The sequence below is a fragment of the Paraglaciecola sp. G1-13 genome (genome assembly GCF_055809255.1).
Genome location: NZ_CM147903.1, coordinates 935,152 through 958,888 on the forward strand (window position 1 = coordinate 935,152; position 23,737 = coordinate 958,888).

18 protein-coding genes are annotated in these 23,737 nt (G+C 42.0%); 4 read left to right on the top strand and 14 right to left on the bottom strand.

The features are described 5' to 3' along the window. Positions 1-15 precede the first annotated feature (15 nt). From AC0L6N_RS03865 to AC0L6N_RS03880, 4 genes are read left to right on the top strand one after another with little or no spacing between them, the layout of a single operon-like run. Positions 16-1,140, top strand: coding sequence for a hypothetical protein (locus tag AC0L6N_RS03865; RefSeq protein WP_473479014.1), 1,125 nt, complete (start codon positions 16-18; stop codon positions 1,138-1,140). Next, positions 1,137-1,988 carry a glycosyltransferase family A protein gene (locus AC0L6N_RS03870; protein WP_473479017.1) on the top strand — a complete coding sequence of 284 codons (852 nt, stop codon included), beginning with the start codon at positions 1,137-1,139 and terminating at the stop codon, positions 1,986-1,988. Before AC0L6N_RS03865 ends, AC0L6N_RS03870 begins: the two co-directional genes overlap by 4 nt. 51 nt (positions 1,989-2,039) lie before the next feature. Next, the gene (locus AC0L6N_RS03875; protein WP_473479020.1) at positions 2,040-2,912 is read left to right on the top strand and encodes a hypothetical protein; all 873 of its coding nucleotides are present in this window, start codon (positions 2,040-2,042) and stop codon (positions 2,910-2,912) included. Between the two features lie 40 nt (positions 2,913-2,952). Next, a complete protein-coding gene (locus AC0L6N_RS03880) occupies positions 2,953-3,747 on the top strand; it encodes a sulfotransferase family protein (protein ID WP_473479022.1) in 795 nt (264 codons plus the stop codon). Between the two features lie 135 nt (positions 3,748-3,882). Here AC0L6N_RS03880 and AC0L6N_RS03885 read toward each other — a convergent pair whose 3' ends face one another. The 14 genes from AC0L6N_RS03885 to AC0L6N_RS03950 all read right to left on the bottom strand — a co-directional run bounded on the left by AC0L6N_RS03885 (position 3,883) and on the right by AC0L6N_RS03950 (position 23,697). Further along, positions 3,883-5,037, bottom strand: a complete 1,155-nt coding sequence (locus AC0L6N_RS03885; RefSeq protein ID WP_473479025.1) for a glycosyltransferase family 4 protein — start codon at positions 5,035-5,037, stop codon at positions 3,883-3,885. Continuing rightward, positions 5,034-6,083, bottom strand: coding sequence for a sulfotransferase (locus AC0L6N_RS03890; protein ID WP_473479028.1), 1,050 nt, complete (start codon positions 6,081-6,083; stop codon positions 5,034-5,036). Before AC0L6N_RS03890 ends, AC0L6N_RS03885 begins: the two co-directional genes overlap by 4 nt. A gap of 3 nt (positions 6,084-6,086) precedes the next feature. Further along, on the bottom strand, positions 6,087-7,202 hold the full coding sequence (locus tag AC0L6N_RS03895; protein WP_473479030.1) for a glycosyltransferase: 1,116 nt from the start codon (positions 7,200-7,202) through the stop codon (positions 6,087-6,089). Between the two features lie 13 nt (positions 7,203-7,215). After that, entirely contained in the window at positions 7,216-9,120 is a 1,905-nt protein-coding gene (gene asnB / locus AC0L6N_RS03900) for an asparagine synthase (glutamine-hydrolyzing) (protein WP_473479032.1), read from the bottom strand. A 73-nt stretch (positions 9,121-9,193) separates the two neighbouring features. Continuing rightward, positions 9,194-10,261 (bottom strand): GNAT family N-acetyltransferase, encoded by a 1,068-nt coding sequence (locus AC0L6N_RS03905; protein ID WP_473479034.1) that lies wholly within the window; start codon positions 10,259-10,261, stop codon positions 9,194-9,196. Then, positions 10,258-11,265, bottom strand: a complete 1,008-nt coding sequence (locus AC0L6N_RS03910) for a polysaccharide deacetylase family protein (protein ID WP_473479036.1) — start codon at positions 11,263-11,265, stop codon at positions 10,258-10,260. The genes AC0L6N_RS03905 and AC0L6N_RS03910 overlap by 4 nt, the downstream gene beginning before the upstream one ends. After that, entirely contained in the window at positions 11,265-12,380 is a 1,116-nt protein-coding gene (locus tag AC0L6N_RS03915) for a glycosyltransferase (protein ID WP_473479038.1), read from the bottom strand. The genes AC0L6N_RS03910 and AC0L6N_RS03915 overlap by 1 nt, the downstream gene beginning before the upstream one ends. 12 nt (positions 12,381-12,392) lie before the next feature. Beyond that, entirely contained in the window at positions 12,393-13,349 is a 957-nt protein-coding gene (locus AC0L6N_RS03920) for a glycosyltransferase family 2 protein (RefSeq protein WP_473479041.1), read from the bottom strand. 30 nt (positions 13,350-13,379) lie between these two features. After that, positions 13,380-15,992: an RIFT barrel domain-containing protein gene (locus tag AC0L6N_RS03925; RefSeq protein WP_473479043.1), complete on the bottom strand. Its 2,613-nt coding sequence runs from the start codon at positions 15,990-15,992 to the stop codon at positions 13,380-13,382. A gap of 7 nt (positions 15,993-15,999) precedes the next feature. Beyond that, positions 16,000-17,136, bottom strand: coding sequence for a GNAT family N-acetyltransferase (locus tag AC0L6N_RS03930; RefSeq protein WP_473479047.1), 1,137 nt, complete (start codon positions 17,134-17,136; stop codon positions 16,000-16,002). A gap of 36 nt (positions 17,137-17,172) precedes the next feature. Continuing rightward, entirely contained in the window at positions 17,173-19,929 is a 2,757-nt protein-coding gene (gene prsT, locus AC0L6N_RS03935) for an XrtA/PEP-CTERM system TPR-repeat protein PrsT (protein WP_473479050.1), read from the bottom strand. Between the two features lie 151 nt (positions 19,930-20,080). Beyond that, positions 20,081-21,706: an FAD-binding oxidoreductase gene (locus AC0L6N_RS03940; protein WP_473479053.1), complete on the bottom strand. Its 1,626-nt coding sequence runs from the start codon at positions 21,704-21,706 to the stop codon at positions 20,081-20,083. 310 nt (positions 21,707-22,016) lie between these two features. After that, positions 22,017-22,826 carry a PEP-CTERM/exosortase system-associated acyltransferase gene (locus tag AC0L6N_RS03945; protein WP_006991463.1) on the bottom strand — a complete coding sequence of 270 codons (810 nt, stop codon included), beginning with the start codon at positions 22,824-22,826 and terminating at the stop codon, positions 22,017-22,019. 31 nt (positions 22,827-22,857) lie between these two features. Beyond that, positions 22,858-23,697 carry a patatin-like phospholipase family protein gene (locus tag AC0L6N_RS03950; RefSeq protein WP_011574065.1) on the bottom strand — a complete coding sequence of 280 codons (840 nt, stop codon included), beginning with the start codon at positions 23,695-23,697 and terminating at the stop codon, positions 22,858-22,860. Positions 23,698-23,737 lie beyond the last annotated feature (40 nt).

Consider the following 23,737-nt stretch of genomic DNA (forward strand, 5'->3'; position numbering starts at 1 on the left):
GCTTAGAGTAACGCTATGGATTATTCTCAAAAAACTACAATGGATTTTAACGGCTCAATCGCAATAGGGCCTTTAGTTGGTTTGCCTTCAAGTAACTGGGTGGGGGAAGACGTCGCAAATTACTTGCTGCGACAGAACGTAAAAATACAAAAATTCAGTGACTTCAATACGCCAATTGCAACTAAATACATTATTGTCGTAAAGTTAATGCCCAGCGTGGAATGGTTGTTAGACAAAGCTGAGGCTGGTATAAAAGTCCTATACGCACCAGTTGACGTATTTCACTCTCACTATGTCTATTGGCAATACAAAGAGCGTCTAAAGCTATTTTCAGGCTTTCTGGTGCACAACGACAGAGTGGGAGATTTAGTCGCAAAAACAGCCACAGCGCCTCAGTTTCCTATTGAACACTATTTAAAGTATCAGGTAGATCATGACTCGCGTATTCCTAAGCAGAAAGCTCTCTTATGGATAGGCCATTTAGAGTATATTCCCAGTCTCCTTCATTTTGTAAAAAAACGCCGTCTCAATCTAAGGATTAGGGCACTAACGGATTTAGAAAAGCTACCGGCATACGAAAACTATCTGGAAAAGAGCCTGCATAAAATTCGTATTCCATTTACGGTTGCCAATAAAACCAAGGACGGAGCAGTAATTTGTGGATTATATGTTGAACAATGGTCCGAACAGAAGCAAGCTGACCTTATGAAGTCTTGTGTTGCTGCGTTTGATACAAAAATAGACTCGTTCGCATATGACTTAAAGCCGCCGACTAAAGCACAGCAATTTATTTATAATAAGCTACCTTTTGCTTGCTCTGAGAGCTCATATTCGTTTAAGTATTTTAAGCAACACGGATTGCAAGTTGCCAAATTAACAGAGTTAGAATATTTGCTCTCTAACCAGTATAGGGAAAAAGTTGAGCGATTTTGTGATGCGGAGCGTTGGCGAGTTGATATCAAAATTGTTGGCGCAAGCTATATTAATGCATGTCAGAATGCCCAACTACCAGTGAAATTCTCAAAACCTTTTTTCTATCTGATGAATTCATTTTATTTTTTTATCTATCTAAGCTTACGCATAGTGGATAAATTAATCACAGTATCTATTTCTAAAATAATCAAAAGAGTAATTTCATGATCGCATTTATCATTGCATTTCGTCATCCAGATTCTACTAAAAACTATGGTCATGTTGTTGAGTTGCTCAAGGCTACGTTGCGCACTCTGGCTAACCAGACGAATGAAAATTACCGAGTGTATATCGGTTGCAACGTTGCACCTGTTTTGGATATAGATAAGACTAAAGTGCGTATTTGCACTATTGATTGCCCGATTCCAAGCAGCCGAAAAGAGGTTTTACTCGATAAAGGTGTGAAAAGAGCGCTCGCAATACAAACGGCAAATGATGAAATAAAGCCTGATTTCTTCTTTTTATTAGACGCGGATGATCTTGTTAGCACTGATTGCGTAGAGTATTTGCAGCAATTAGATTGGGCCAAGTCACCTGGTGGCTATTGGCTTGAAAGAGGCTATTTGCTCGATATGTATAATCGAAAAGCGCAAGAGAAATACGGGTTTAATCGTTACTGTGGCAGTAGTTTAATCTTGTCTGCCTCCGCATTGACGGATAATTTATTTACCTCGGCCGTAACAAGTGAGAAGATATCTACTTATCAAGAATTCTTACAGGCTTGCGATGAATATGTGTTAGTGCAGGTGTTGGGTGATCACATCGCTGTGAGGGGCTTTATGGCCTCTCTGGAACTCCCTTTACAAAAAATATTGCGCCCATTGACATGCTGGAAAATTAATACTGGTGCAAATGAATCAAATACAAAAATCCCATTCGGTAGTCGAAGTATAAATAAAGAGTTCTTAACTCGATTTTCTATCACCACTATCGAAGAGCGCCAAGCATCAATATTTGAGAGATTGATTGAAAAATTACGCTTAATGAAGTCTTGGATTGCGAGTAAAAGCAAATAAAATCTTTTCACTAATCTCATATGTATTTTGATACAGGCGGAAGTAAAAATATTGTCAAAAATTAAGATTAAAACTAATTGGTACGTTAGCAGGCTACTGTCTGAAATATATATTCGAAAGGTGAAGTTCCTTTCAAGTAATTTAAAAAAAGCAACGCTGCATCAGCTTCCTAAAAAACTTGTCGTATCGTTAACGTCATATAAGCCAAGATTTTCCACACTCTATCCAACCATTTTATCTATAGTTCAGCAGCACATTGTGCCTAATGAGATTTTATTATGGGTTTCCGAAGCTGACTATGACGATCTCCCAAATGAAATATTTCAACTACAAGGAATAGTCAACAGTGCGGGAACAGCATTTAAGATATGCAAAACCGACGATACAGGTCCCTATAAGAAGATAATCCCTGCAATAGAGAATTACAGTGATCATTTTATCGTAACTGCAGATGATGATGTTTACTATCCTCGTTGGTGGCTCTCCAATCTGTTATGTGAATACGAAGGTAATAACAGCGAAGTTATTTGTTACATAGCACATGAGGTGACATTTAAAAGTGGTCAGAATGAGCTTATGCCATATGACGATTGGATCAGTTGTAAAAAGAATGATGTAGATGCGTTATTGGGATTTCCAGTCGGAGCGGGGGGGGTGCTATATCCCCCCAAATGTTTCGATAAATTGGTGGTGCGTAGTGATATTTTTCTGAAAGAAAGTCCAATGACAGATGATATTTGGCTATTTTGGATGGCTAGATTGAACGGTACTACGACTAAAAAGACAGAGAAATATTTCAAAGTTATTTGTTGGCCTAGTTCTCAAAAGGTAGGACTGATTAACGAAAATGTAAAAAATAACAAAAACGATGCGAATATTGAAAAGATGTTAAAGAAATTTGGTTGGCCAATCAAAAAACGCTAAAATTTTTTATTTACAATGTTTATTTTAGGTGTGAGTGTTTATGGAAACTATTAATAAAGTAGTTAATATTTTAACGGCTTATGTGTACAAGCAGAATAATACGAAGCTTGTGGTGTTAGGACACCAAAAGACAGGTACTACTGCAATTGCATCTCTATTAGCCCATAGTGCTAATATGTCCTTTTCAAACGATCCGATTTATGAAATGTCACCATCTGACTCGGAATTTTTGCGTGTTTTTTTTGACAAAACTGACGAATTTAACCGTATTGCGAATAAAAATTCTAAACTTTTTTTTCAGCAGGTAGTTAAGGACCCAGACTATATTCTATCTATTGATAAGGTTTTCAAGCTTTATCCATCAGCAAAATTTGTTTTTATAATTAGAGAGCCCCATCAAATAATACGTTCAATTTTTAATAGATTATCAATTGATGGTACCACTGAGTTGAGCAATATTTCGTGTGACAATCTAAATAAGCCTACAGCTAATTGGGATTACATCATCAACGGCGACCCCACCTCTAACGATAATATGTCGATTGTTGAAAGATTAGCCTCGAGGATTGAAGAAACAACTTTGTCTTACATCAAAAATAGTAGCAATTTAAAGCTAATTAAGTATGAAGATTTCAAGGCGAACAAAAGTCAGTATATAAAGAAGACATTAGAGGAAATAGACTTACCTTGCTTGAGAGATATATCTGCTGTTGAAAATAAACAGTTTCAGCCCAAAGGTGATCACAAGGTATTAATTGAAGAGTTTTTCGGAAAGAAAAACTATGACTTGATCACCCAAATATGCTCTACGACAATTAGTAAGTTCGGGTATTAAAATTTAGGATTTACAAGTGAAGTTACGTTATGTACTGGATTATTTATCAACTTAGTTAAATAAATTGATAAATTTTATTTAACTAAGTTGATTTCTGTACTCCGCTAAAACAAATTTGATTGCAGATATAGTTACTTATAACGTTTCAAATTCATCTTTCAAAGCTTGGCTAAGCACTGGCCAGTCCAAGGTCTGTTGAACGTGCTTTCTACCTGTTTTGCCCATTCTTTCTCTGAGGATATCGTTTTCGAGTAAGTCGCATATCTTGTCAGCTAACACTTGGGGCTGGGTGCAATCAACGATAAAACCCGTTTCACCTAGTAACATAGTTTCAGATGTGCCTCCTGAATCCCCAGCAATGACAGGGCGTTCACATGCTTGCGCCTCTACTAGCACCATACCGAAGCCTTCGATATCGCTTCCTACGGTGCGATTTGGCAGAACAAATACATCACATTGCTGGTAGCACTGGATCATTTGTTCATCATTCAGCTCAGACATGAATAAGACGTGCTCTTCAAGGTTCAGGTCTTTTACAAGGGCGTGTAAGGCGCTCTTGCGTTCGCCATCGCCTATTATCGCGTACAAGGCAGTAGGAACGCGTTTTATGATGCTGGGCAGTGCTTCAATGAGTTTGTCATGCCCTTTGCGTTCTTGTAGGCGCCCAACTGTGAGAACCACTTTTTTATCTTCCCAGCCCAATTGTGATTTTACCTCTTGTGAGGGGAGGGCGGGGATGAACAAACTAGCGTCTACACCGGGATTGAATACCATGGTTTTTGCAGGGTCGGTATGCCATTTATTGAGTAATATGTCAGCCGTGTTCTGGCTATTGGCGATAAGTCGAGTCGCGCCACCGAGTGCTTTATTAACGATCCAACTTAGTTCTCGGCTGGTCGCTGCTGTTTCCACATCCTCACCGTGAACATAGCAAATATACGGAATACCCTTTATTTTACTGATGAGAAAACCAATAAAGCCTTCGGGCAAACAACGCCCGCAGTGAATGACCTCAATGTCATTTTGCTTGACGACTTTTAAGACAGCACGTAATGCGCGAAAGTAGTATTTTAGCCCCGTTAGGCTCTTTAAGCCCCAGCTCCATGAGCTAAGTGGTAAACGATACGTTTTAAGTGGGCTTATGCTATCAACTTCATCACTTTTATCATCTTGTCCAGCGGCAACAACGACATTACCTGTTGTTATGCGCGTATAGACCTCCCAAAACCAACGGCCACTTCCACCTTTAACGGGGGGAAAAATTTCACTCAATAACAAGGTTTTTTTCATCGTTCTGGGTCCGTGATAGAGCGCTCTTCGAGCATCAGTGACAGGTTCTGTTCACAAATATATTCATGCTGCGCAAACCAATCTTCGTCGGCATATTTACGCCAACGCTCAGTCGGCGGCGCTTGAATGACATCAACTAAGGGGGCAACCTTGTTTGTGTCCAAATTCAGTGCAGTAAACATATCTGAAATGACGGCTTTAGGAGCACTCGTGAGGTTCTCAAAACTTAAACTCATGTCCGAAAACGTTAGACCATGTAGGTAGGATAGTTTCCATAAATAATAAAAGCGTTGATAGGGATGGGGCGTATTTTTTATATCAAGTACAGGGTAATGTTTAGCGAGATCGCGACACCACACGTCTAAGTAAAAAGCATCCTGATACGTGCTATGTACATCATCTTTATTCATTAGCTGTTGATCAGTGAGAAACGAACACCATTGATCTCGTGGATGACGGTACAGATGCAAAATCTTTGCGTTGGGGAAATGCTGCCTTATCCAAGGCAAACGAAAATCAATACGATTGAACTGCAGTACCGGGCGCCCTGGTGCTGCTTCTATCATCTGCTCAATAAATCGTTTCATCTGCGGATCCCATGATTGGGCAGACATATATAGGCTCTTGCGGATCCAATCCTCGTTATAGGTGTCACACAACTGGCTAAGGCCGTTGTATTCAGCCCAATAGTCATCTACGCCGCGATGTGTGTTATCCACATTGTCGCCGCGCATTTGCTCGTTGAACCATTGGCGCTCATTAAATGGCTCGTAATAGGCACTGCATTCGGGGGTTTGCCTGAATAAATTCCACAGCAGGGTTGAACCGCTTCTAAAACGACTGGTGATAAAGACAATGTCGTCCCGTTCAGATGTGACAGGGGACAATGGAGCTTGGTTTGATGCATAAGGCGAGACCAGGTTACTCAAGGCAGGTAGAGATTGCGCGCAGTGCAGTGCTTTGTCGTCTAGTTGTTGCTCAATTGAAGGCTGTTGCAATAATTTAGCGGTCATATTGACCATCATCTTTTTCAGTGCTTTTTTCATTGTCTATGCCTGCACGCTTGAGAATAATCGCAAATAAAGCGCTTCATATGCTTGTGTCATGTTTTTAATATCAAACGTATTTTCAAACCGTATTTTGGACGCTTTACCGAAGGTATCTTGTAGTTGCTTATTTTGTGCCAGCACTATCATTGCATCTGCGTAAGCTTGCTCGTCGTCATTTGGTGTGACAAGACCGGTGACGTCGTGTAAAACGATTTCGGGGTTACCTCCTGCGTGAGTCACAATGCAAGGCTTACTCAATGACATCGCTTCTAACAGCGTCATGGATGTGCCTTCGCTGAGTGAGGGCAGCAGATAAATATCCATCAATGCTAAATGGGCATGAGGTTTTGGCTCATAGCCGGTCATGATTACGCTTTGTGACAAATCTAGGGTACTTATTAATGCCTCTGTGTTTTCTCGCTCTTCACCATCGCCAACAATCATCAACTTTGCCTTTACGCCAGCATCAATAACCCGTTTAAAGGCCCTTAGCATCATACTGTGGTTTTTTATCGGGTCGAGCCTAGCAATAGTGCCAAACAAAATACACTCTTGAGTCAGAGGGAATTGTCGTTGCACATCTTCTAATTTCGCCGGCACGGGTTCAACACCCTTAATCCCGTTATAAACTACGTCAATATCGTTACTGGGGATATACTCGAATTCCACAAGAGCATCGCGTGTTGCTGCTGAAATAGCTGTGGTCGCATGCGTGAAACGGTGCAGAATAGGGTTGATTATTTTGCGCTTCCAGGTGGTTGAATCTGGATAAAACCGACCGTGTTCAGTGAAAACGATTTTAGCTGACGTTGCTAATGCACCTAACACACCGTACACGTAGGGGGTATATTGATGGCAGTGAATAATATCGATTTTATGCGTTGTAATATGTTGGCGTATTTTGGATATCAAGCTCATGTCGAAGCCAGGTTTGCGGCTTAGAGCTTCTATGTGAATGCCATTATTGATCAAGTCTTCAGCAAACGGCCCAAGAGGTGATTCAATGCACAGCACTGACATAGTAAAGCGTGAAGCGTCGGCTCCTAAAATTAGGTTTTTAATTACCTGCTCCGTACCGCCGATACGCATATCAAATGTAAGATGAAGTATATTCATTAAAATCGACTCATCATTGCAATTTTGTCATTTCAGGCGATTGAATATAACGAAACCACCACATTTGAAACATCAACATGCTCCATAACACCGTGCTGTGATCGGCTTTTTCTGCTTGATGTTGCTGCCAAAGCTGCTTGACCACATTCATATCAAAATATTGTTGAATGCCCTGAGCTTTATTAAACAAGTAATCTTCGGTTAGTTCTTTAATTTCACATCGTAACCATGTCGCTAAGGGCACCGAGAAGCCCATTTTTTTACGATACAAAATATCATCAGGCAAAACTGGTTTAAAGGCTTCTTTGAGGATGAATTTCTTCTCGCCGTCGCGATATTTTAAATCCGATGGCAGGGTAGCAGAGAATTCAATGACGTCTTTATCTAGCAGGGGCGCACGTACTTCTAAGGAGTGCGCCATACTCATACGATCGACTTTTACTAAAATGCCGCCGGGCAAGTAGGTCTTCATGTCGGTATACAAAATCTTCGACAAGTGGTCTTTCCCATCGGCCTTGTGGTAGTTTTCGAGTGTTACTTCACTTGGGTGGTAAGCGCCTAGCTTAGCCTTGGTATCTGATGAGGCTAAACGTTCCCAAAGGCGATCATCTATCATCGAGTTAGTCACATAAAACCCCATGGCGGGGTCTAAACTCAAACTTGTTAACAGAGATTTAGCCTTTCTAAATAGTGGATGCTCACTTTTAGCGAATACGTTGGCGAGTTTAGGGAATACTTTCTTGCGCAGCGCTTCGGGAAAGCGCTGACGTAGTTTGTTTTCCAGCGCATCTGTGGTGTATTTTTCATAGCCTGCAAATACTTCATCGCCGCCATCACCGGCAATCGCTACCGTTACCTGAGAGCGTGCCAACTGAGAAACAAAATACGTTGGTACTAAAGATGGGTCGGCAAAAGGCTCGTCAAAATAACCGACTATCTCTTCTAAGTTGTCTTTTACATTTTGGTGAACGGTAAATTCGTGGTGCTCGGTTTTATATTGATCAGCGACAATTTGGGCAAATTCGGTTTCGTTAAAACGCTTTTCATCGAATCCTATTGAGCAGGTTTTGACTGGCTTATCGCTATTCAGCGCCATCATAGCGACCACACCACTGGAGTCTATTCCACCACTCAAAAATGCGCCTAAGGGCACGTCACTGACCATACGAGAACAGGTTTTTTCTGTGGCTAAATCGTAAAGTGCTTTGGTCAGTTCGGTCTGAGACTGATTGCTGGTTTGCTTAAAGGAAACATCCCAGTATTGTTCTATCTGTATCCCATCTTGCGAGACCCACATAAAGTGTGCCGGAGGCAGTTTGTGAATATCGGTGAAAATAGTTTTTGGGTCTGGTACATATTGATAAGCAAAGAAGTCATGTACTGCGTCTAGCCTGACCTCCCGCGACACATTGGGGAGCGTAAGTAATGCTTTAATTTCAGAGGCAAACGCAAACTGAGTGTCAGTTTTAAGGTAATAAAGGGGCTTTTTGCCTACGCGATCTCGAGCAATGAGTAAACGCTTGCTGGTGGTGTCCCAAAGGGCGAATGCGAACATGCCATTTAACATGTTAAGCATCTTTTCACCGTGCGCTGCATAGAGCGCAAGGATCACTTCTGTGTCCGTGTGGGTTTTAAATGGATAGCCTTCGCTGACAAGGTCATCACGAAGTGCCTGAAAGTTATATATCTCACCGTTAAAGGCAATGATGTATCTTTCGTCATGTGAGTACATTGGCTGTGTGCCGGCTTCTGACAAGTCGATAATGGCCAACCGACGATGGGCTAGACCTACGTATTCATCGATATATTCGCGACCAGCGTCTGGACCACGATGATAAATACTGTCACCCATTTTTTTAAGGGTTTGCTGGTTACCCATGTTCCCGCTAAATTGTGTAAACCCTGCAATACCACACATAGATATTTCGGCCCTGTAGTTGGTGTTCTTTATTGAACAAACCATTTGATGCATACCAAATGGCTGGTCATCTTTACAAACTGATATGTTTACGAATTTTAGGACCAAGCGCGGTCGTTACATGCAAAGGCAATTTTGCCCAAACTTTCTCAATTACGGGTCTGATTTTACCCTGTGGTACGTTTTCACGTTCATCGTTATCCTGAGCGCTAAAATCTTGTTGAATTTGTGTTGTGGCATCATACCAATTCAGTAATTGGGGCGTGGCTCCCCACTGAGCTTTAAATCGATAAGTCCCCTCATTAAAAGTGGAGCGCCCAAAATCAAATGTTTGCATGTTATTGTCACACGCTTCTTTTAGTAAAGACCAATACAACAGCATGTTAGGAGCTAAACGATTGTACTCGGCGACTGTCGATGCCCATGGTATTGAAGTCACTCCCCCTGTAGACAGCGTTATCCCAGCACCAACGGGTATGTTTTCACTGTAAACGACGGATAATATACTGTTTTCTTTATAGTTTTCAATGATATGTTGAAACCATGCTTTGCTATGTACAGGGGAGCCCAATTTACGCATATTGATCGCGAATATGTGGTAAAAATCGTCCAAGCCATTACCGTTTTTATGGATTTCATACCGCAGGCCATTTTTTTCTGACTTTCGTATTTGGCTGCGTAGTTTTGATTTGAAGTTGCTCAATAATTCTTCACTAGTGGCGGGCAACGACAAAAGCATGCGTACTTTTTGGCCTTCCATTTGTGACTCTGTTGGGGGTTCGTCTATGTAGTCTCTTAATTGAAATGTTCGCCCAGTGACATTCAATAATTGCTGCTTCATGAATGCCATCAGTTTATCTGCAGTTGTGCTGTCATCAGCGAGTAAGAAACCCAAATCACAATAGGGCAGGGAGCAGAATGCAGGGCGCAACAAAGGTCGACGCATCAGGATGCAAGGGAACACGCCAACAACGTCGTCGCCGCAAAGGGCAATGGCTGAGGTATTTTCGTGTTGGTATGCCTGTTCTACACTCTCTACCCAACCATAATAGTGATATGGCGTTGCTCTAGGGTGGTTATTGATGTAAGCATTCCATATGGATTTGTCTGCTTGTGTGACTAAGCGTACTTGCACCGTCATTTTGTACTCTTCTGTGGATGTTGCTGAATTTTTTCAGCTGCTTCAGATAGCGTACAAAAATCCAGTTGGTATTTAGCGCGCAACGTCGTGATCACCTCAGTTATGGATTCGCTTAAAAACTCATAGGCGTTTCGGTTTCCTAGTAAGCTGTTGTTGTTATCCAATAAGCTTGAGCTGTGCATGTACATGTGAAGCACTGTGTATCCTTTGTTTATGACGGTTTCACACAGAGATAACATGTCTTTCGGTGCTGATAACTCGGGGCACAAATATTGTTTACGTAATAAATGTGTGTGCCAAGCGATACCATTAAACCTCGTCCAACTATACGGAGGAGAGGCAAATTTGGTGTGAATGTCATTCCATCGTGAAAAGTTCGGACGATTAAAGCCAACAGTTACCGGCAACTCAAAAATATCCCGCTGTTGTGATGACACAAGGGGATTGTTTAAATCAGGCCAATAGGGGAGTGATGGTGCCCCAAGGCAACTGAAATAGTCGTTGCTGTAAAATGGATAAACGCTCGAGTCAACGGTTATTCCTACATTGGTCAACAGCTTTAAAACATTGGAATCAATTCCCCATCGCCCAGTGCGAAACGATTTGGCTTTAACTGAGAATTGCTCTTCGATGCGGCGCATTAATACGTCAAGCTTTTGCGATACTTGCTCTTTAGGCAAATTAACTACGTGTGAGCTTTCATCTGTTGCAGGGCCAAAATACGGAGGGTTGCACCAAGGGTGAAGATGAGCACCAATCTCGCAATTTTGTTGAGCAGAAATTGTTCTAATGGTTGATGCAGCAGTAGGGCAATCCGCAACTGCATAGTCGACTAGGTATGTTGGTCGAACCCCTAAAGCACCAAGGTGCGCGTGAAAACTGGGCAACAATGCCACATTATTCACATCAGCATTTTGTTGTGGGAATGCACCTGACCAGTCCCATTCTTCCTCTGTATCAATGGAGAGAACAAAAATAATGGGTGGCGATTTGCTTCGTTGCATTAACTATCCTTTGTCATCTCGTCAAACAAATCACTGTATTGCGCTGCCATACGTTGAGCAGAATAATTATCGTATACGAATTGCTTAGCATTTTCAGCCATTTCTGTTGCATACGTTTGGTTGTACAACAATTTTTCCCAATAGGTAAGTAGAGTTTCTTTATCACCTAACGTGGCGAGTAAGCCTGTTTTTTCATGGCTGATTAATTGGTCAATACCGGCTATGTCATAAGCCGCTACGGGGATACTGGCAGCAGTTGCCTCCATTAGGCATCTTGGGATCCCTTCCAACGTTGAGGTCATAACAAATAAATCAAACGACTTAAGCAGGCTTAATCTGTCATCCCTAAAACCTAAAAACTGTATCGCGTCTTTACTGGCTAACGTTTGAGTATGCTGCTCTAATTCTTGTCGTGCATCCCCATCCCCGAGTAAAATTAATTCAGTATCAGGATGCTTTTTATGTAATTTCTCAAAAATGTCGAGAATATCGTGAATATTTTTTCGACTAATCATTTGGCCGACAAAGCCAATGCGTTTTTTGTTGGGCTCCACGCGAGCAGGTACGGGCTCTGCTTCCACCTCAGACAGATCTACACCGTTCTGAATATACAGTGTCTTTTCAGGCTTAACGCCAATGTTCAACACGTCTTGCATAAGCTGTTGTGAAAGAGGAACGACTTTATGAGCAAAGCGCATCGACTGACACCCAAGCCAGATAAACGTCTTTAATTTAAAGTCTTTCGCATTCTCAAAGCCGTGTGGAGTCACCACGCACTGGATTTTTGCTCGCCTCGCCGCCAGTACGCCTATAATGTCTGACTTGTATCCATGGGTGTGAATGATATCAATATTCTGTTCACGAATAAGCGTGGCGAGTCTATCCACGGCCCCTAAATCAAACTTATTCTTCATGTCGACAATATGCGTTGCTAAATTTAACTTTTGGTACTCCTTGACCAACTCCAGTGGTTTTTGACCAGGCTCCATGGTGACTGCTAAGTCGCATATCGTCGTATCGGGATTTAAATGCTTCGCTAAGGCAAGCACCCAACGCTCTGCACCGTAAAAGCCTGTTGGGCAGATAAATTGAAGGACTTTACGTTTTCTTATCATAGGTAACATGCCTTAAGGGTTTTTATTGCTAATAGATTTAAATATGCCGGCAAAGGTACCGATCGCCCGAGCTGGAAAGTACACCGCATAGAAGGTGAATGTGTTTACAAAAGAGACCTTCAATGTATCTAAGCGATATAAACGTATGGTGTATGCAAGTAAAGGTATCAGGGCTAGTATCGAACTAAGCAAGGCTAGGGCCATTTGCCCGGCGCATATTTGAATAAGCGCACACAGAATGCATAAAAAAATCGCTGGGGGAACAATAAAGCTTGGCCATTCCCTAATAGGGATGTGTCTACCTTCAATAGACTTTAAATTTGACTGCCCGCGCCATATCTCCTTGTCAAACATACCTTTTAGGGTTTTATCTTCACCTAGATGAATGTAATTAGCTGCTGAGGTATAAAACAGGGCGCCCAATTGCGCTGCTTTGTCAGTAAAATAGTAATCTTCGCAGGTCAGCAGGTGTTCTGGAAACCCCCCAATTTTGTGAAATGCGTTTCGGGTGAGAAATAAATTTCTACCGGGTAAAAACGCCACGTTGGTGTCCAATTCTGCGTTGCTCAAACTCGTGCGAATTTTCTCTAGCGGCGGAGCCTCTGGTAGACAAATTTGCATAGCACTGGCAATAATTCGAGTTGGATCGCAATCTAAGGTGTTCAACATTTGCTCAAGCCAGTTTTCTGACAAGTAGATATCCGCATCAAGAAACGCTAAAAACTCTCCGTTAGCTTGAGTCTCGCCGTAATTTCTAAGGGCCGAGATGGTGTCTGACTCAGGACGTAAAAATGTGTTGATACGCAATGAATGGTCGTTACAAAAGGTGTGGCTTAGCGCCTCTTCTGTTTGACTGACGACAATGACTTCTACTTGAGATAAGTCATAGGTTTGTTTAGCAATAGATTCAATGGTTTGAATTAACATTTCAAACCTTCCTTTGTGAGGAATGATAAAAGAAATCTGCATCTAGTTAGGTGTTCCTGAGTGTGTCACTGGCTATCCTAGCCTTTTTTTGAGCCAGTTTACTTCATTGCGAATTGAAAGTGCTAGCATACGTTTCCCAAATGCTTTTACTAAGCGCGTCACATTTGAACCATTAGCATAAGCTGGGGCCGGCCAGTCTATCTTTCGCTCGTTAAACTCAATTGGTAGCACAGCGTGCTTGAAGTAAGACGTAGGGCCGTCGTTTTGCATCAGCAAAACCATAATACGGGTATAGGTTTTAGTGTCACTTTGCTGTAATCGAGACGAAACTTCGTTTTCAAAATACTCAGCTTTTTGCAAAAGTGAGTGATCGTGCTTATTTCCATAGAAATACGCGGCGCTAAGCACATGGGCTTTGCGCAAGTCTTGAGCCGTCCACGTATCATTTGGATATTCTAAAATTTCGGGTTTATCGAGATACATATATTCATGTTCGAGCATCCACTGAGCAAAACGTAGCAGTCCATCTCGCGCATAATAAAAAGCGTCATCAAACTCCTTACTAATGCACTTAATGTCCAGATAACGCACTAAAGATTGCAGAAAAACTGTGTAAAACCAGGTTTCTTCGACGTTGCTCAAATGACGTAATGTGATGTCTTCATTTGGGTGAATAGTATGTCGGATAACATGTTCAACGCTTTGCAGGGATGCACGTTCGCTTGTGACCACATAACTGTCGAGCAATGCGTTAATGTAATTCGCGGTACCACGATCAAGGGGATATTGGCCGGTAAAATGGTTCTTTAAGCCGAGCACATGTCTGTTTTTAAGAGCAAGTAACAACTCTAGGCATGTATTGCCGCCCTCATACACATAGGTGATCCATTGGGTTAGTGTTTGCACGGCTTCTTTGGCGTTTGGGTTGCCAGTCAGCAAGTAATACAGCGCAAGGCCTGATGTGTAACAATGTTGGCCGCCTGGTCCGCCGCCGCCAGCGTGATCCTGATACGCACCTTTACCTTGAAGTTTTGAATATGAACGATGACTCGATGTAAAAGCCTGCAAATAATGATCAGTGTGCCAAAAAAGGCCGCCATTATATTCGTCCTTGTCCTGTTTAGTATGATAAATATCGATATCAATGACATGCTTGGCTAAGTCATCCGCAAGGGTAAACCATCGTGGATCGTTACTCAGTAAGAATTGGCGTAAGAAGCCAAATATAGGATCGTATTGATTATTGTAATGGGACACAAAAAGTGAACTGTCTTTGTGTTCAGCCGTTTCGTGATCAGCGTAAATATCACCGAAATTCCGCCATCCGTATTCATCGAGCTGTTCACGTTTTTCAAAAAAATTATTTTGTGACTGCAACCCGTTATTTATCAAGTTTTGTATTGTGCTTTGTGCATTTTGACACTCTGTATACAGCGGTATTTCACTATGTATATATTCACCACAAAGACGGACACCTTTACTACTCCTAGTGATTTCGTCAAGTGCGTCAGGTTTATCGTTAGTTGAGAGCCATACTGAATGTGTGCTTTTTTCACCACCTTGAAGTTCGTGCAGGTGGTTTTTCTGGGCAGGAAAAAAGCTGAGTAGCATCTCCTTAGGTGTCATGGTTATCGAAGTAGGAAATTTCTGCCAAAAATTGTCAATTGTAAAACTTACCTTCTTATCCCAATATACTAACGGCGTCGCCCGTTGACCCGAAGAAATGACCTCGCCTTCTTTAGCGACTTGATAGCCATTAACACTAAAAGGGAGGGTGTTCTTATGGTCAACGTGCACAGGGCTTAGCCAATTCTTACCACCACTTGAAAATTGTTGAATACTCACGTCACTTGTATTTGTGGCCGCTTCTGTTAGATGAGTTTGCCACGGACTGTCCTGTTCTGTTCGATATTGAAAAGTTGAGGCTCCATCGCCTTTCATAGAAAGGTTAAGGGCTGAAAAGTAAAACGAATTGGCATCCCCTAAATCCCAACTCCCGCCTGAGTGCACTGCCGCATTCGCGTTGTGTAGGGTGACATCTAACTTTATCGCTTCGTGGGCGGCGGTTAATAGAAAAACGCTCGTTGATGAAATATTCGAAACGGTGTCTTCATCTACGGGCGCATAAGTCATGTCGACTTGAACCGATAGACCGTAGATAGAGCCATCAAGTAGGGACAGGGTGTCGTCTATGGATACAAGACAGGATGAAATGGCACATGGTTGGCTATGGGCGTCATGTAAGTTCAGGCAACCTCGGATAACCTTATTGGCGTCATCTGTTGTGCCTGACGCGATTGAAAAGCTGCCATCAGCATGGGTTAACGTAAAGCGATAAAGCGAATGAGTGACTGTAGTGTGTGAGTCATTCGAAACATAAGTTAGGCTCTTTGGTGCACTTGCGGTCTCGCTTTGCTTGGCCTTGGTAACCTTAAATATTAGGTCTTCTCTTAACTGCTCGGGAACGGCAAAGGTTAAATGTAGCCATTTGATACTGCCATCAGGCCAATTGGCGAGTGCTTTTGCCCCACACGATATTGGCCCTCCATTTGCTAGTAGCTGACTCGCTGTAAGTTCATACAACACCCCTTGTGCTAGAGGCACGCTCACAGAAGTGACAGCGCTGTCTTGCAATGAGTCTAATTTTATGGGAACAGAGTAGTCACCGGCATTTTCAGTTATCATTTTTATTCTAATGTCTCAATATGTTTGGTAGTGCGTTTTTATATCGTCGTGCACATTCTCGTAGACGCATAAACACAGTGGGTTGATAAAAACAAACCAGTGTTTGGCTTGTTTCAGGGAGGTTTGATAACGAACGCTTGTAGCGTGCTTCCCCTGCTAAAAAGCTATACTTACTGACTTTTTCAGCTATGGCTTGTTCGATTATATATGCATGTGCAAGTAATCCGACTTTGACTCTGTTGTCGTCATGGCCGTTTATGGCAGACAGATAAAAATACCAAGTGTCATCATCTATTAGTAGATATATGTAGGCGATTGGTTTTTTATCGAGAGTGAGGCAGTAAAGTCGAGTTTTATTCGTTACATCATCTTCAAAAATCAGATGTCTATGAAATTGCTCAAAAATCGGGTTATCAAATCCACTGCCAAATTCTGTATCTCTCCATTTATCTTTGTGTAGTCGAGATATATCTTCTAGGAACGTTTCTTTCTGGGCTGTGGTTTGAGCCACGGTAAGCGCTAATTCACCTGATTGTGTTAATAGCTTTTCTGTACGCCTAATTTGCGAACGAGTGTTTTTCGATAAATCAGCCAAGTAATCATTTAAATTGGCTTTGTAGCGTAAGTCGACTTCGAAATCGGGAGAGCTAATGACTTCTCGACAAGAAGGCCAGTTTAGTTTAAGTGAATCAATCACTTTTGAATTCGTTAATCCAAAATACAATTCGTGCCACAGTTTTTTTTGCGCAAACAGATATTCCAACATGGCTAAACGAATCTGGTCTTTGTTGTTCTGATGCAACAGAAAATCGTTATGCTCAATCCACATTTGATCTGACGCCTGCTCACCTTTTCTATGCAGCCATAGCTGTTTAATATCTATTCTGCTCGAAGAACGGGCGTTTCGCTGTGTTAAAAAAGCTAAACCAACACAGCGGGTATTTTCATATGCAGCTAACACAACCGGCACAGAATCTATTGACGTTAACCACGCTTTTATCCATGACCAATTAAGAAAAACGCTAGCATCAGACTGTTTATAAAGGTCGCTCCACAGCGCCTCATGCAGCGCAATATCTTCCAGTGGATAATGAGTGATGGTATAGATACGATTTACTCGGTTGAAATATACTAAACAGGCCAAGCAACAAACATTTGCTAGGCCTGCGACTGCCGTGACTTAAATACTGGTGCTGAGGCGCGACAGTGTGTCTTTCTCAGTATCATTAGCAGGCTTAAATCGGTTGATAAGCCCTTTAGCTTTATCTTTACTGCCTGTAGCGATCAACAGCTCAATCAGATGGAGGGTAATTTCATTGTTTTTCGGTAATTCCGCATTTGCCTTTTTGATGTAGGTTAGCGCGTCTGAAAATTGATTGTTCCTAAACAGTGCCCAACCCAAAGTATCCATAGCATAAGGGGAGTTTGGCTGTATCTGAATAGCTTGTTGAGCGAGGTTTATGGCTCGCTCTATGTTCCCTTGAGCGATTGCGAGGTTGGCGTAATTATTAAGAGTGACAAAGTCTTCAGGTATGAGTTCTAAAAGTGCTTCGTAGTACTCTGCGGCAGACTCCTGCTGACCGTGTTTAGCATAATATTCCGCAATGTAATGGATTTTACTTAGCTTAGAGTGACTTTTGGCCGTTTGTTGAACTAAATATCTCCCACCTAATTCAGCCTTGCTTTGAAACGCTAGCGCTTTTGCCAATGGTATTGCTGAGTCCCAAGAAGGGTGATTGTTATAATATTGGGTGAGGACATCACTGGCCTTTTCATAATCCTTGTTAGCTAACGCCATCTCGCCATCGAATAAGTCAAACATAGGAGAGCTATTTCCCTTAGTCTTCATAGCATCCATTTTTTGCTTTGCTTTTTTAACATCACCAGAACGAATAAGCGCTCGAATGCTTAAAACTGTTAAGCGTGGATCATTTGGTATAGCCGCTTCTGCACGAGCAGCGGTATCAACTGCATCACGTTGAAAGTTGAATTGATTGAGTAAGTTAACAAGCTGTACCCAGCTTCGCGTATCTCTTGGAAATGCATCAACTAGTGCCTGAAAAGTCGATTTCGCGTTATTAAAATTATTTAAACCAGCGTAGGTTTCCCCTAAAGCGGATAGAACGAAAAAGTCTTTCGAGTCCTCTATGGGCTCTAAAAGGGCAAGTGATTTTGGGTACTCTCCTTGATAATTATATAGCGTGGCTAGTCCAACTTTTAGTTGAAGAACACTGCCTGTCTCGGAGTCTTCGCTCTCGTTGATTAACGACTTAAATAATGTTTCTACCGATGACATATCATCTTGTGCGATAGATATATTGATTAAGGTCAGTACTAATTGGTACCTTCCATCGAGGTTGTCAGAAGATTTTATTAATTTTTCTGCTAGTTCGCGCGCTTCTGAAAAACGTTTCTCTCGTGCATTCATTAACATGAGGAAACGCGTAGCGGGGAAATTGTTGGGCTCTATCGATAAAGCTTTATCGAGTAAAACTCTCGCTTGAGTATCCTGATTTTGCTGCTGAAGTAAGTATGACTCCAATACCAAGCCGTCTACCTCATTCACACTCTGCCAGCGCTTTGCGACAGAAATTGCCTTCTGCGGTTCGTTGGCCTGCATGTGGGCTTGCGCAAGAAGGCTCCAAGCTTCATTTAACGTAGGGTCAAGCTGTATTGCCGACTCAAGACTCTCAATGCCTGATTGGTCACCAGAAGACAGTTTTACTAATCCTTCACGAAGTAGAGTCACTGCATTATCGGGAGCGCCTTCTTTTGCTTGAGTAAATAAACTCTTAGAGCTCTCAAGGTCACCTTCCCGAAACTTAAGCATCGCTGCGTTCTCTAAAAGAGATGACTTCTGTGCATCTTGTCCTGAAATACCGTCAAGCATTTCAACAAGGTTATCCGTTTCTCCAAGTCTTATTTTTACATCCGCCAAAAGACGATTTGCCATATGATTTGGTGGTAGATTTTTCGACGCTTTTGCTAAATATCTGTAGGCACTTTCAGTGCGCTCTATTCTATAGGCACTAACACCGGCTAACAAATTGCTCTGGGTGCTGTCTATGCCGTTTTGAATTGCTATTTCGGCGGCATCAAATGCATTTTTAAAGTTCTCATCGTGTAACTCTATTTTTGCCATTAATAAATTGGCATAAGCACTTCGAGCATTTATCTTCAGTAGTTCATCTGTGAGTTTCCGGGCTTTTTTGTACTCTTGTGCGTTGATTAATATCTCGGCTAACTGGAACTGAATAACAAAATACTCTGGAGATAAGGCGACGACTTGCTCAAGTGCGGCTATTGCGGGGTCATACTCTTTCAATTGTGCTTTAAGAAGCCCGGTCACAATAAGCTTTTCAATATGATTTTGTTCTGGTGTTTGAAAAGTGGATAGAAGCTGATCCGCTGATTCAAGATCACCTTGTGCAAAAGCGTAGTAAACTTGTGCTAATAATTTGTCATCGCCCAGCATACGTGAAAAATCAGTGTCTATTTCCACGTCATTGTCATTCTGCTTCAGGTTTGCCAAGAATGAATAAAGATCAACGCTACTTTGCACCCTCGGATCAGCACTTGTAAAATCTGTTACTAATCTTAATAATCTATCAAAGTCATTTTGATAATAAATCGCTTTTACCAAATCAGGATAAATGGTGTCTTTGGTCTCACCCAATTCTAACGCTTTACGCAGCTCCTTTTCGGACTCTACAAAAGAACCACCTGCCAAGTAATATTTCCCGAGGTTCGCGCGCGCGTCCTTATTTTGTGGTGCTAGGGCAATGGCATTTTTCAAATCAATGATGGCGGCTTGTGTGTCGTTTTTCTGGTATTGAACCTTCGCAGCCGCGATGTATTCTTCTGCAGACTTGCTATCGCACCCTGTCAGGGTAAGTGCTGAAACTGCGACTAGAGATGATAAAAGTTTGATACGCATACTAACTCCATTAGTTAATTCTTCTTGCCGCTCTGTATTCACTCACCGTTGAGGCAGAGGCACAGCGAAAGAGTATCACCACTGTATTGTATTATCATATTAGGAACAATATGAGATGTAAAAATACAAACTAGTAAGATATTGGTGTTTGTTAAGGGTTATACCTGTTAGGTGATAAAATTCCATTTGGATCAATGGCTTGCTTCAAAAGAGTCGTTGTTTGCCAGAAAATATCATCAGGCGATAAAGTAGCTTGCTGTGCCGTGCTAATCCGGTAAGGCACAAAACCTTTTTTGCATCCTTCGATAAAGAGCTCTTCTAGGCACTTGTGAGCGGCGGACACCGCCTCTGGGTTTTCTAAATCGAAAACAAGCGGCACAGTGGAATCAATACAGTCATGTTTCAGATTAGTAAACGTAACTAAAGGCTCGATTCCGTATTTAGGAGTCGTTTTTCTGATAAACGCAACAAAATCAATTAACACCTCAGGGGCCATTTCTATTAGAGGGGCGTACCACAACAATCCGCACTTATCTTTATCGGGCAAGAGTGCATTGGCTTTATCAACTTTTATCCTAGGGTTGCGCCAATAAGCAAGGGGTAGGGCAACCTGATTGGGTTTACCTAACATAATTTCTATTCCCTCGTCCAAGGTGCTTAGTTGCGCTTTTATCTTGTCAACGGCCCCAATGGATGGCAATGGTAAGTTGACGATAAATTTAGCGACGTTAATCAGCCAGCTATTTGAAAAGTTCAATTGACCTAAATGTTTTGCTCGTCGCTTAAATTGCTTTTGGGTGGCTGAAACCACTTTTTTGGAGCCGTAAATAGTACCGACTACCATCCATTGAGGTAGGCGCTGCTCTTTGGCTATCGTTTCAACCTGTTTATCAGTCATAACACTGTGCTGACCTTGACCGTTCGGGTTTTGGGCAACCATTGATACTAGACGACGACGGTCCATCAAATTTATAGAGCCAACAATACCCTCAGACTCTAGTAAGGTCTGCTCAATAAGGGCGACTGCATCAGTGAACTTATCTAAATCAAAGACTTGCAAATAGAACGCACTGAAGTGCTCAGGCTTGGGGGCTAGGCGAATTGTCATTTCAGTGACAATGCCAAAGTTACTTTGAGTGAATAAACCATCTATGTAGGGACCTAGACCCCATTTAAAGGTTTTATCGATATAGTCTTTGGAAGACCTATCTAGGGAAGAAACCGCGGATGCAAATTTTGTGTGACACAAATTAGGGTGAGGAAGATATGCTTTTAACGCGTTTGCAGCAGCAAAGTGATCCGTTCTGGGGGTGATACCGTAACCTCGCTCTAATGTATTTCCTAAAATACTGCAGTGGGGCCCCGCACCGGTAACGGGCACCATAAATGGCCAGTCGTTTTCTTGTAAAAAATCAAATAAATCCTGCTGGGTCACACCCGGTTGAACGGTCACTAACCCCGCTTTTTTGTTGTTGGGAATAATGGTTTTAAGTGGGCTTAAATCGACCACGACTCTCATGCCGGCGACAGGTGTATTTTGAACTGACCCATATCCCCAATTATTTCCGGTACTGATAGGGTAAAGATGGAGTTTGAGCTCATTTGCTAAGTGCAGTAACTTTGGAATCGCTGCCTCGTCAAAGACTTTTACTGCTAAATCGATATGGATGTCAGTGGAAAAAGTCGTTTTTCCGTAAAGCTCAGTTGCTTGAACTTGCTCAAATACGGTAGCTTCTTCTTTCGAGATAGCTGTTTGGATAAGTTCCTTTACGTCCATTTTTTTTTCCTAGGTTAGGCACGAAGCAAGGTGAATATACTATACAAATTGGTAGCACAAAGAGTAAATGTAAATTAATGGGGAATGTTGAATTTCAAAAGTAAAATGAATAAAAGAGCATAGATTATTTAAACGTTGTTACTTAAAGATGAGACATACGGTGCTATTTGGCGATTACCGATCAAGGGCTTACCATCAAACTATATTTGTATTCCGTCATAAGCCACAGGTGAAATATATCAAATATCTTACCCTATTTTATAGGTATAAAATTTGGTCTGAGTATACATGCTAAAGTAGGGTTTTGATTTTATTTAAACTGCGTAGCGACTTTCTTTTCGATATTCTTCAGCATGCGCTTAAAGCCAGGTGTCAGGCCGCTCATCAATAGGTGACGACTGATATAGTATGGGGCTCTCTTCCCGTGATATTCTACAACGGGGCCAACTTGTTGAAAGGGGATGCCCACAAAGCGTAAGCTGCGCGCCAGTCTTGGCTCCATCATCACAAAACAATGTTTAATATCGTGTTTACGCGAGGTAGACGCAGCGCACAAATATAGCCCCACCGCAATAAAAGGGAAGCAGCGTAGCTCGCGCTCAGAGTAAATATGCTCATTGATGGCACCTGTGGCTGAACCCTTAAATTTATCCGTGGCACGCTTTCGAAACTGAGCGGGGACTGCCAATCGAGATATTTCACATATTTCACTTCGTGGAAAATCACTTGGATGTACTGCGTCATCAGCAATCGAACTAATACAGTATTTCTCTATTGGTAGGAGTTGCTCTTCGCTCATAGAGCGCACGATGCGAACCGTACCGGCATATTCACCAGTAGGGAGGTGCTTAATTAAACAATGGGTAGAGTGACTATCAAATTGATCTGTTTCCATCTTGTCTGAACGTTCATCTTCAAACTTTAATTCTTCGCAATAGACTTTGTGCCTAATTTTATAAGATTCATTACGCAGATCGTCTGACAGGGCAACAACAGGGCTGAGGTATTCCGCGAAATGTCTAGAGATCTGATTAGCCTTCTGGCTTACCACCAAATTCATTACTTTTTTTACCACTGGCCCAATAATAGGGAGATCAGCGTATTTTCGAAGTTGTTTCATAGATTCATTTCTTTAAAACGGTAGTCCACATCTAGTTCCTTAGTTGTGTATCGGTATAAATCTGCATTCGTTTAGGCACAAATTCAAATGCGGTGTTATAACCAATATTGTACAACTCCTCTTTTTGTATCGCTGTAATATTAAAATCGACGGGAGATAATTTACCCGTATTGATGATTATAGTATTACGCCAGTACTCTGCATGTACATACTCTCGCGACATTGCCGTCATGAAGGTCCTAATCAGCATCATCACATATTGCCGTAATGGCAGCCAACTTTTTTTAAAGTTCGGATCTGTCACATGCTCGCTTTTTAATTTAAAACACATAACTGGTGAGCCATCACCTGCCCAATCTTGATACAACGCATCTTCTGATAAAATAGCACCGTCTACAAGAACATGCTGTTTATAGGCTTGAAAGCTGAAAAAAAGTGGGATGGACATTGAAAAGCGCACCGCCTTCGATATCTTCAAATCGGGACTCGTTTTACGGCTAAATACCACCGGGCCTCCGCCGTTAACATCGGTCGCTAAAATGTGTAAGTCTTTATCTATGTCTGAGAACGTTAGACCTTTAAGGTGTTTGTCCATCCACGCCTCAAATTGATCCCCCGAACTTAAACCGCCTTGGCGTAATAATCTGAGTAATGAAAAGCCTTTGAACTTTTTGAAGTCAGTGGTCATGGCTAAGTGTTTTATATCTGCTAAGGGCACACCACAGCAATAAAGAGCTGCTACGATGGAGCCGCCAGAAACCCCCACCATGTGTTGAAACTGAATATCGAGCTTCTGTAAAGCATCGAACACGCCAATATGCACTGTTAAGCGGGTTCCGCCCCCCGAAAAAATCGGCACTATTGATTTCATGTTTAGTTCCTTGCTTATCCTTCGCCGAACCTACTAAGGC

Bases quoted from the DNA above. Each gene is read 5' to 3' on its own strand.
- AC0L6N_RS03865 (WP_473479014.1), top strand. From the start codon at position 16: ATGGATTATTCTCAAAAAACTACAATGGATTTTAACGGCTCAATCGCA.
- AC0L6N_RS03870 (WP_473479017.1), top strand. From the start codon at position 1,137: ATGATCGCATTTATCATTGCATTTCGTCATCCAGATTCTACTAAAAAC.
- AC0L6N_RS03880 (WP_473479022.1), top strand. From the start codon at position 2,953: ATGGAAACTATTAATAAAGTAGTTAATATTTTAACGGCTTATGTGTAC.
- AC0L6N_RS03885 (WP_473479025.1), bottom strand. From the start codon at position 5,037: ATGAAAAAAACCTTGTTATTGAGTGAAATTTTTCCCCCCGTTAAAGGT.
- AC0L6N_RS03890 (WP_473479028.1), bottom strand. From the start codon at position 6,083: ATGAAAAAAGCACTGAAAAAGATGATGGTCAATATGACCGCTAAATTA.
- AC0L6N_RS03895 (WP_473479030.1), bottom strand. From the start codon at position 7,202: ATGAATATACTTCATCTTACATTTGATATGCGTATCGGCGGTACGGAG.
- asnB (WP_473479032.1), bottom strand. From the start codon at position 9,120: ATGTGTGGTATTGCAGGGTTTACACAATTTAGCGGGAACATGGGTAAC.
- AC0L6N_RS03905 (WP_473479034.1), bottom strand. From the start codon at position 10,261: ATGACGGTGCAAGTACGCTTAGTCACACAAGCAGACAAATCCATATGG.
- AC0L6N_RS03910 (WP_473479036.1), bottom strand. From the start codon at position 11,265: ATGCAACGAAGCAAATCGCCACCCATTATTTTTGTTCTCTCCATTGAT.
- AC0L6N_RS03915 (WP_473479038.1), bottom strand. From the start codon at position 12,380: ATGATAAGAAAACGTAAAGTCCTTCAATTTATCTGCCCAACAGGCTTT.
- AC0L6N_RS03920 (WP_473479041.1), bottom strand. From the start codon at position 13,349: ATGCAGATTTCTTTTATCATTCCTCACAAAGGAAGGTTTGAAATGTTA.
- AC0L6N_RS03925 (WP_473479043.1), bottom strand. From the start codon at position 15,992: ATGATAACTGAAAATGCCGGTGACTACTCTGTTCCCATAAAATTAGAC.
- prsT (WP_473479050.1), bottom strand. From the start codon at position 19,929: ATGCGTATCAAACTTTTATCATCTCTAGTCGCAGTTTCAGCACTTACC.
- AC0L6N_RS03940 (WP_473479053.1), bottom strand. From the start codon at position 21,706: ATGGACGTAAAGGAACTTATCCAAACAGCTATCTCGAAAGAAGAAGCT.
- AC0L6N_RS03945 (WP_006991463.1), bottom strand. From the start codon at position 22,826: ATGAAACAACTTCGAAAATACGCTGATCTCCCTATTATTGGGCCAGTG.
- AC0L6N_RS03950 (WP_011574065.1), bottom strand. From the start codon at position 23,697: ATGAAATCAATAGTGCCGATTTTTTCGGGGGGCGGAACCCGCTTAACA.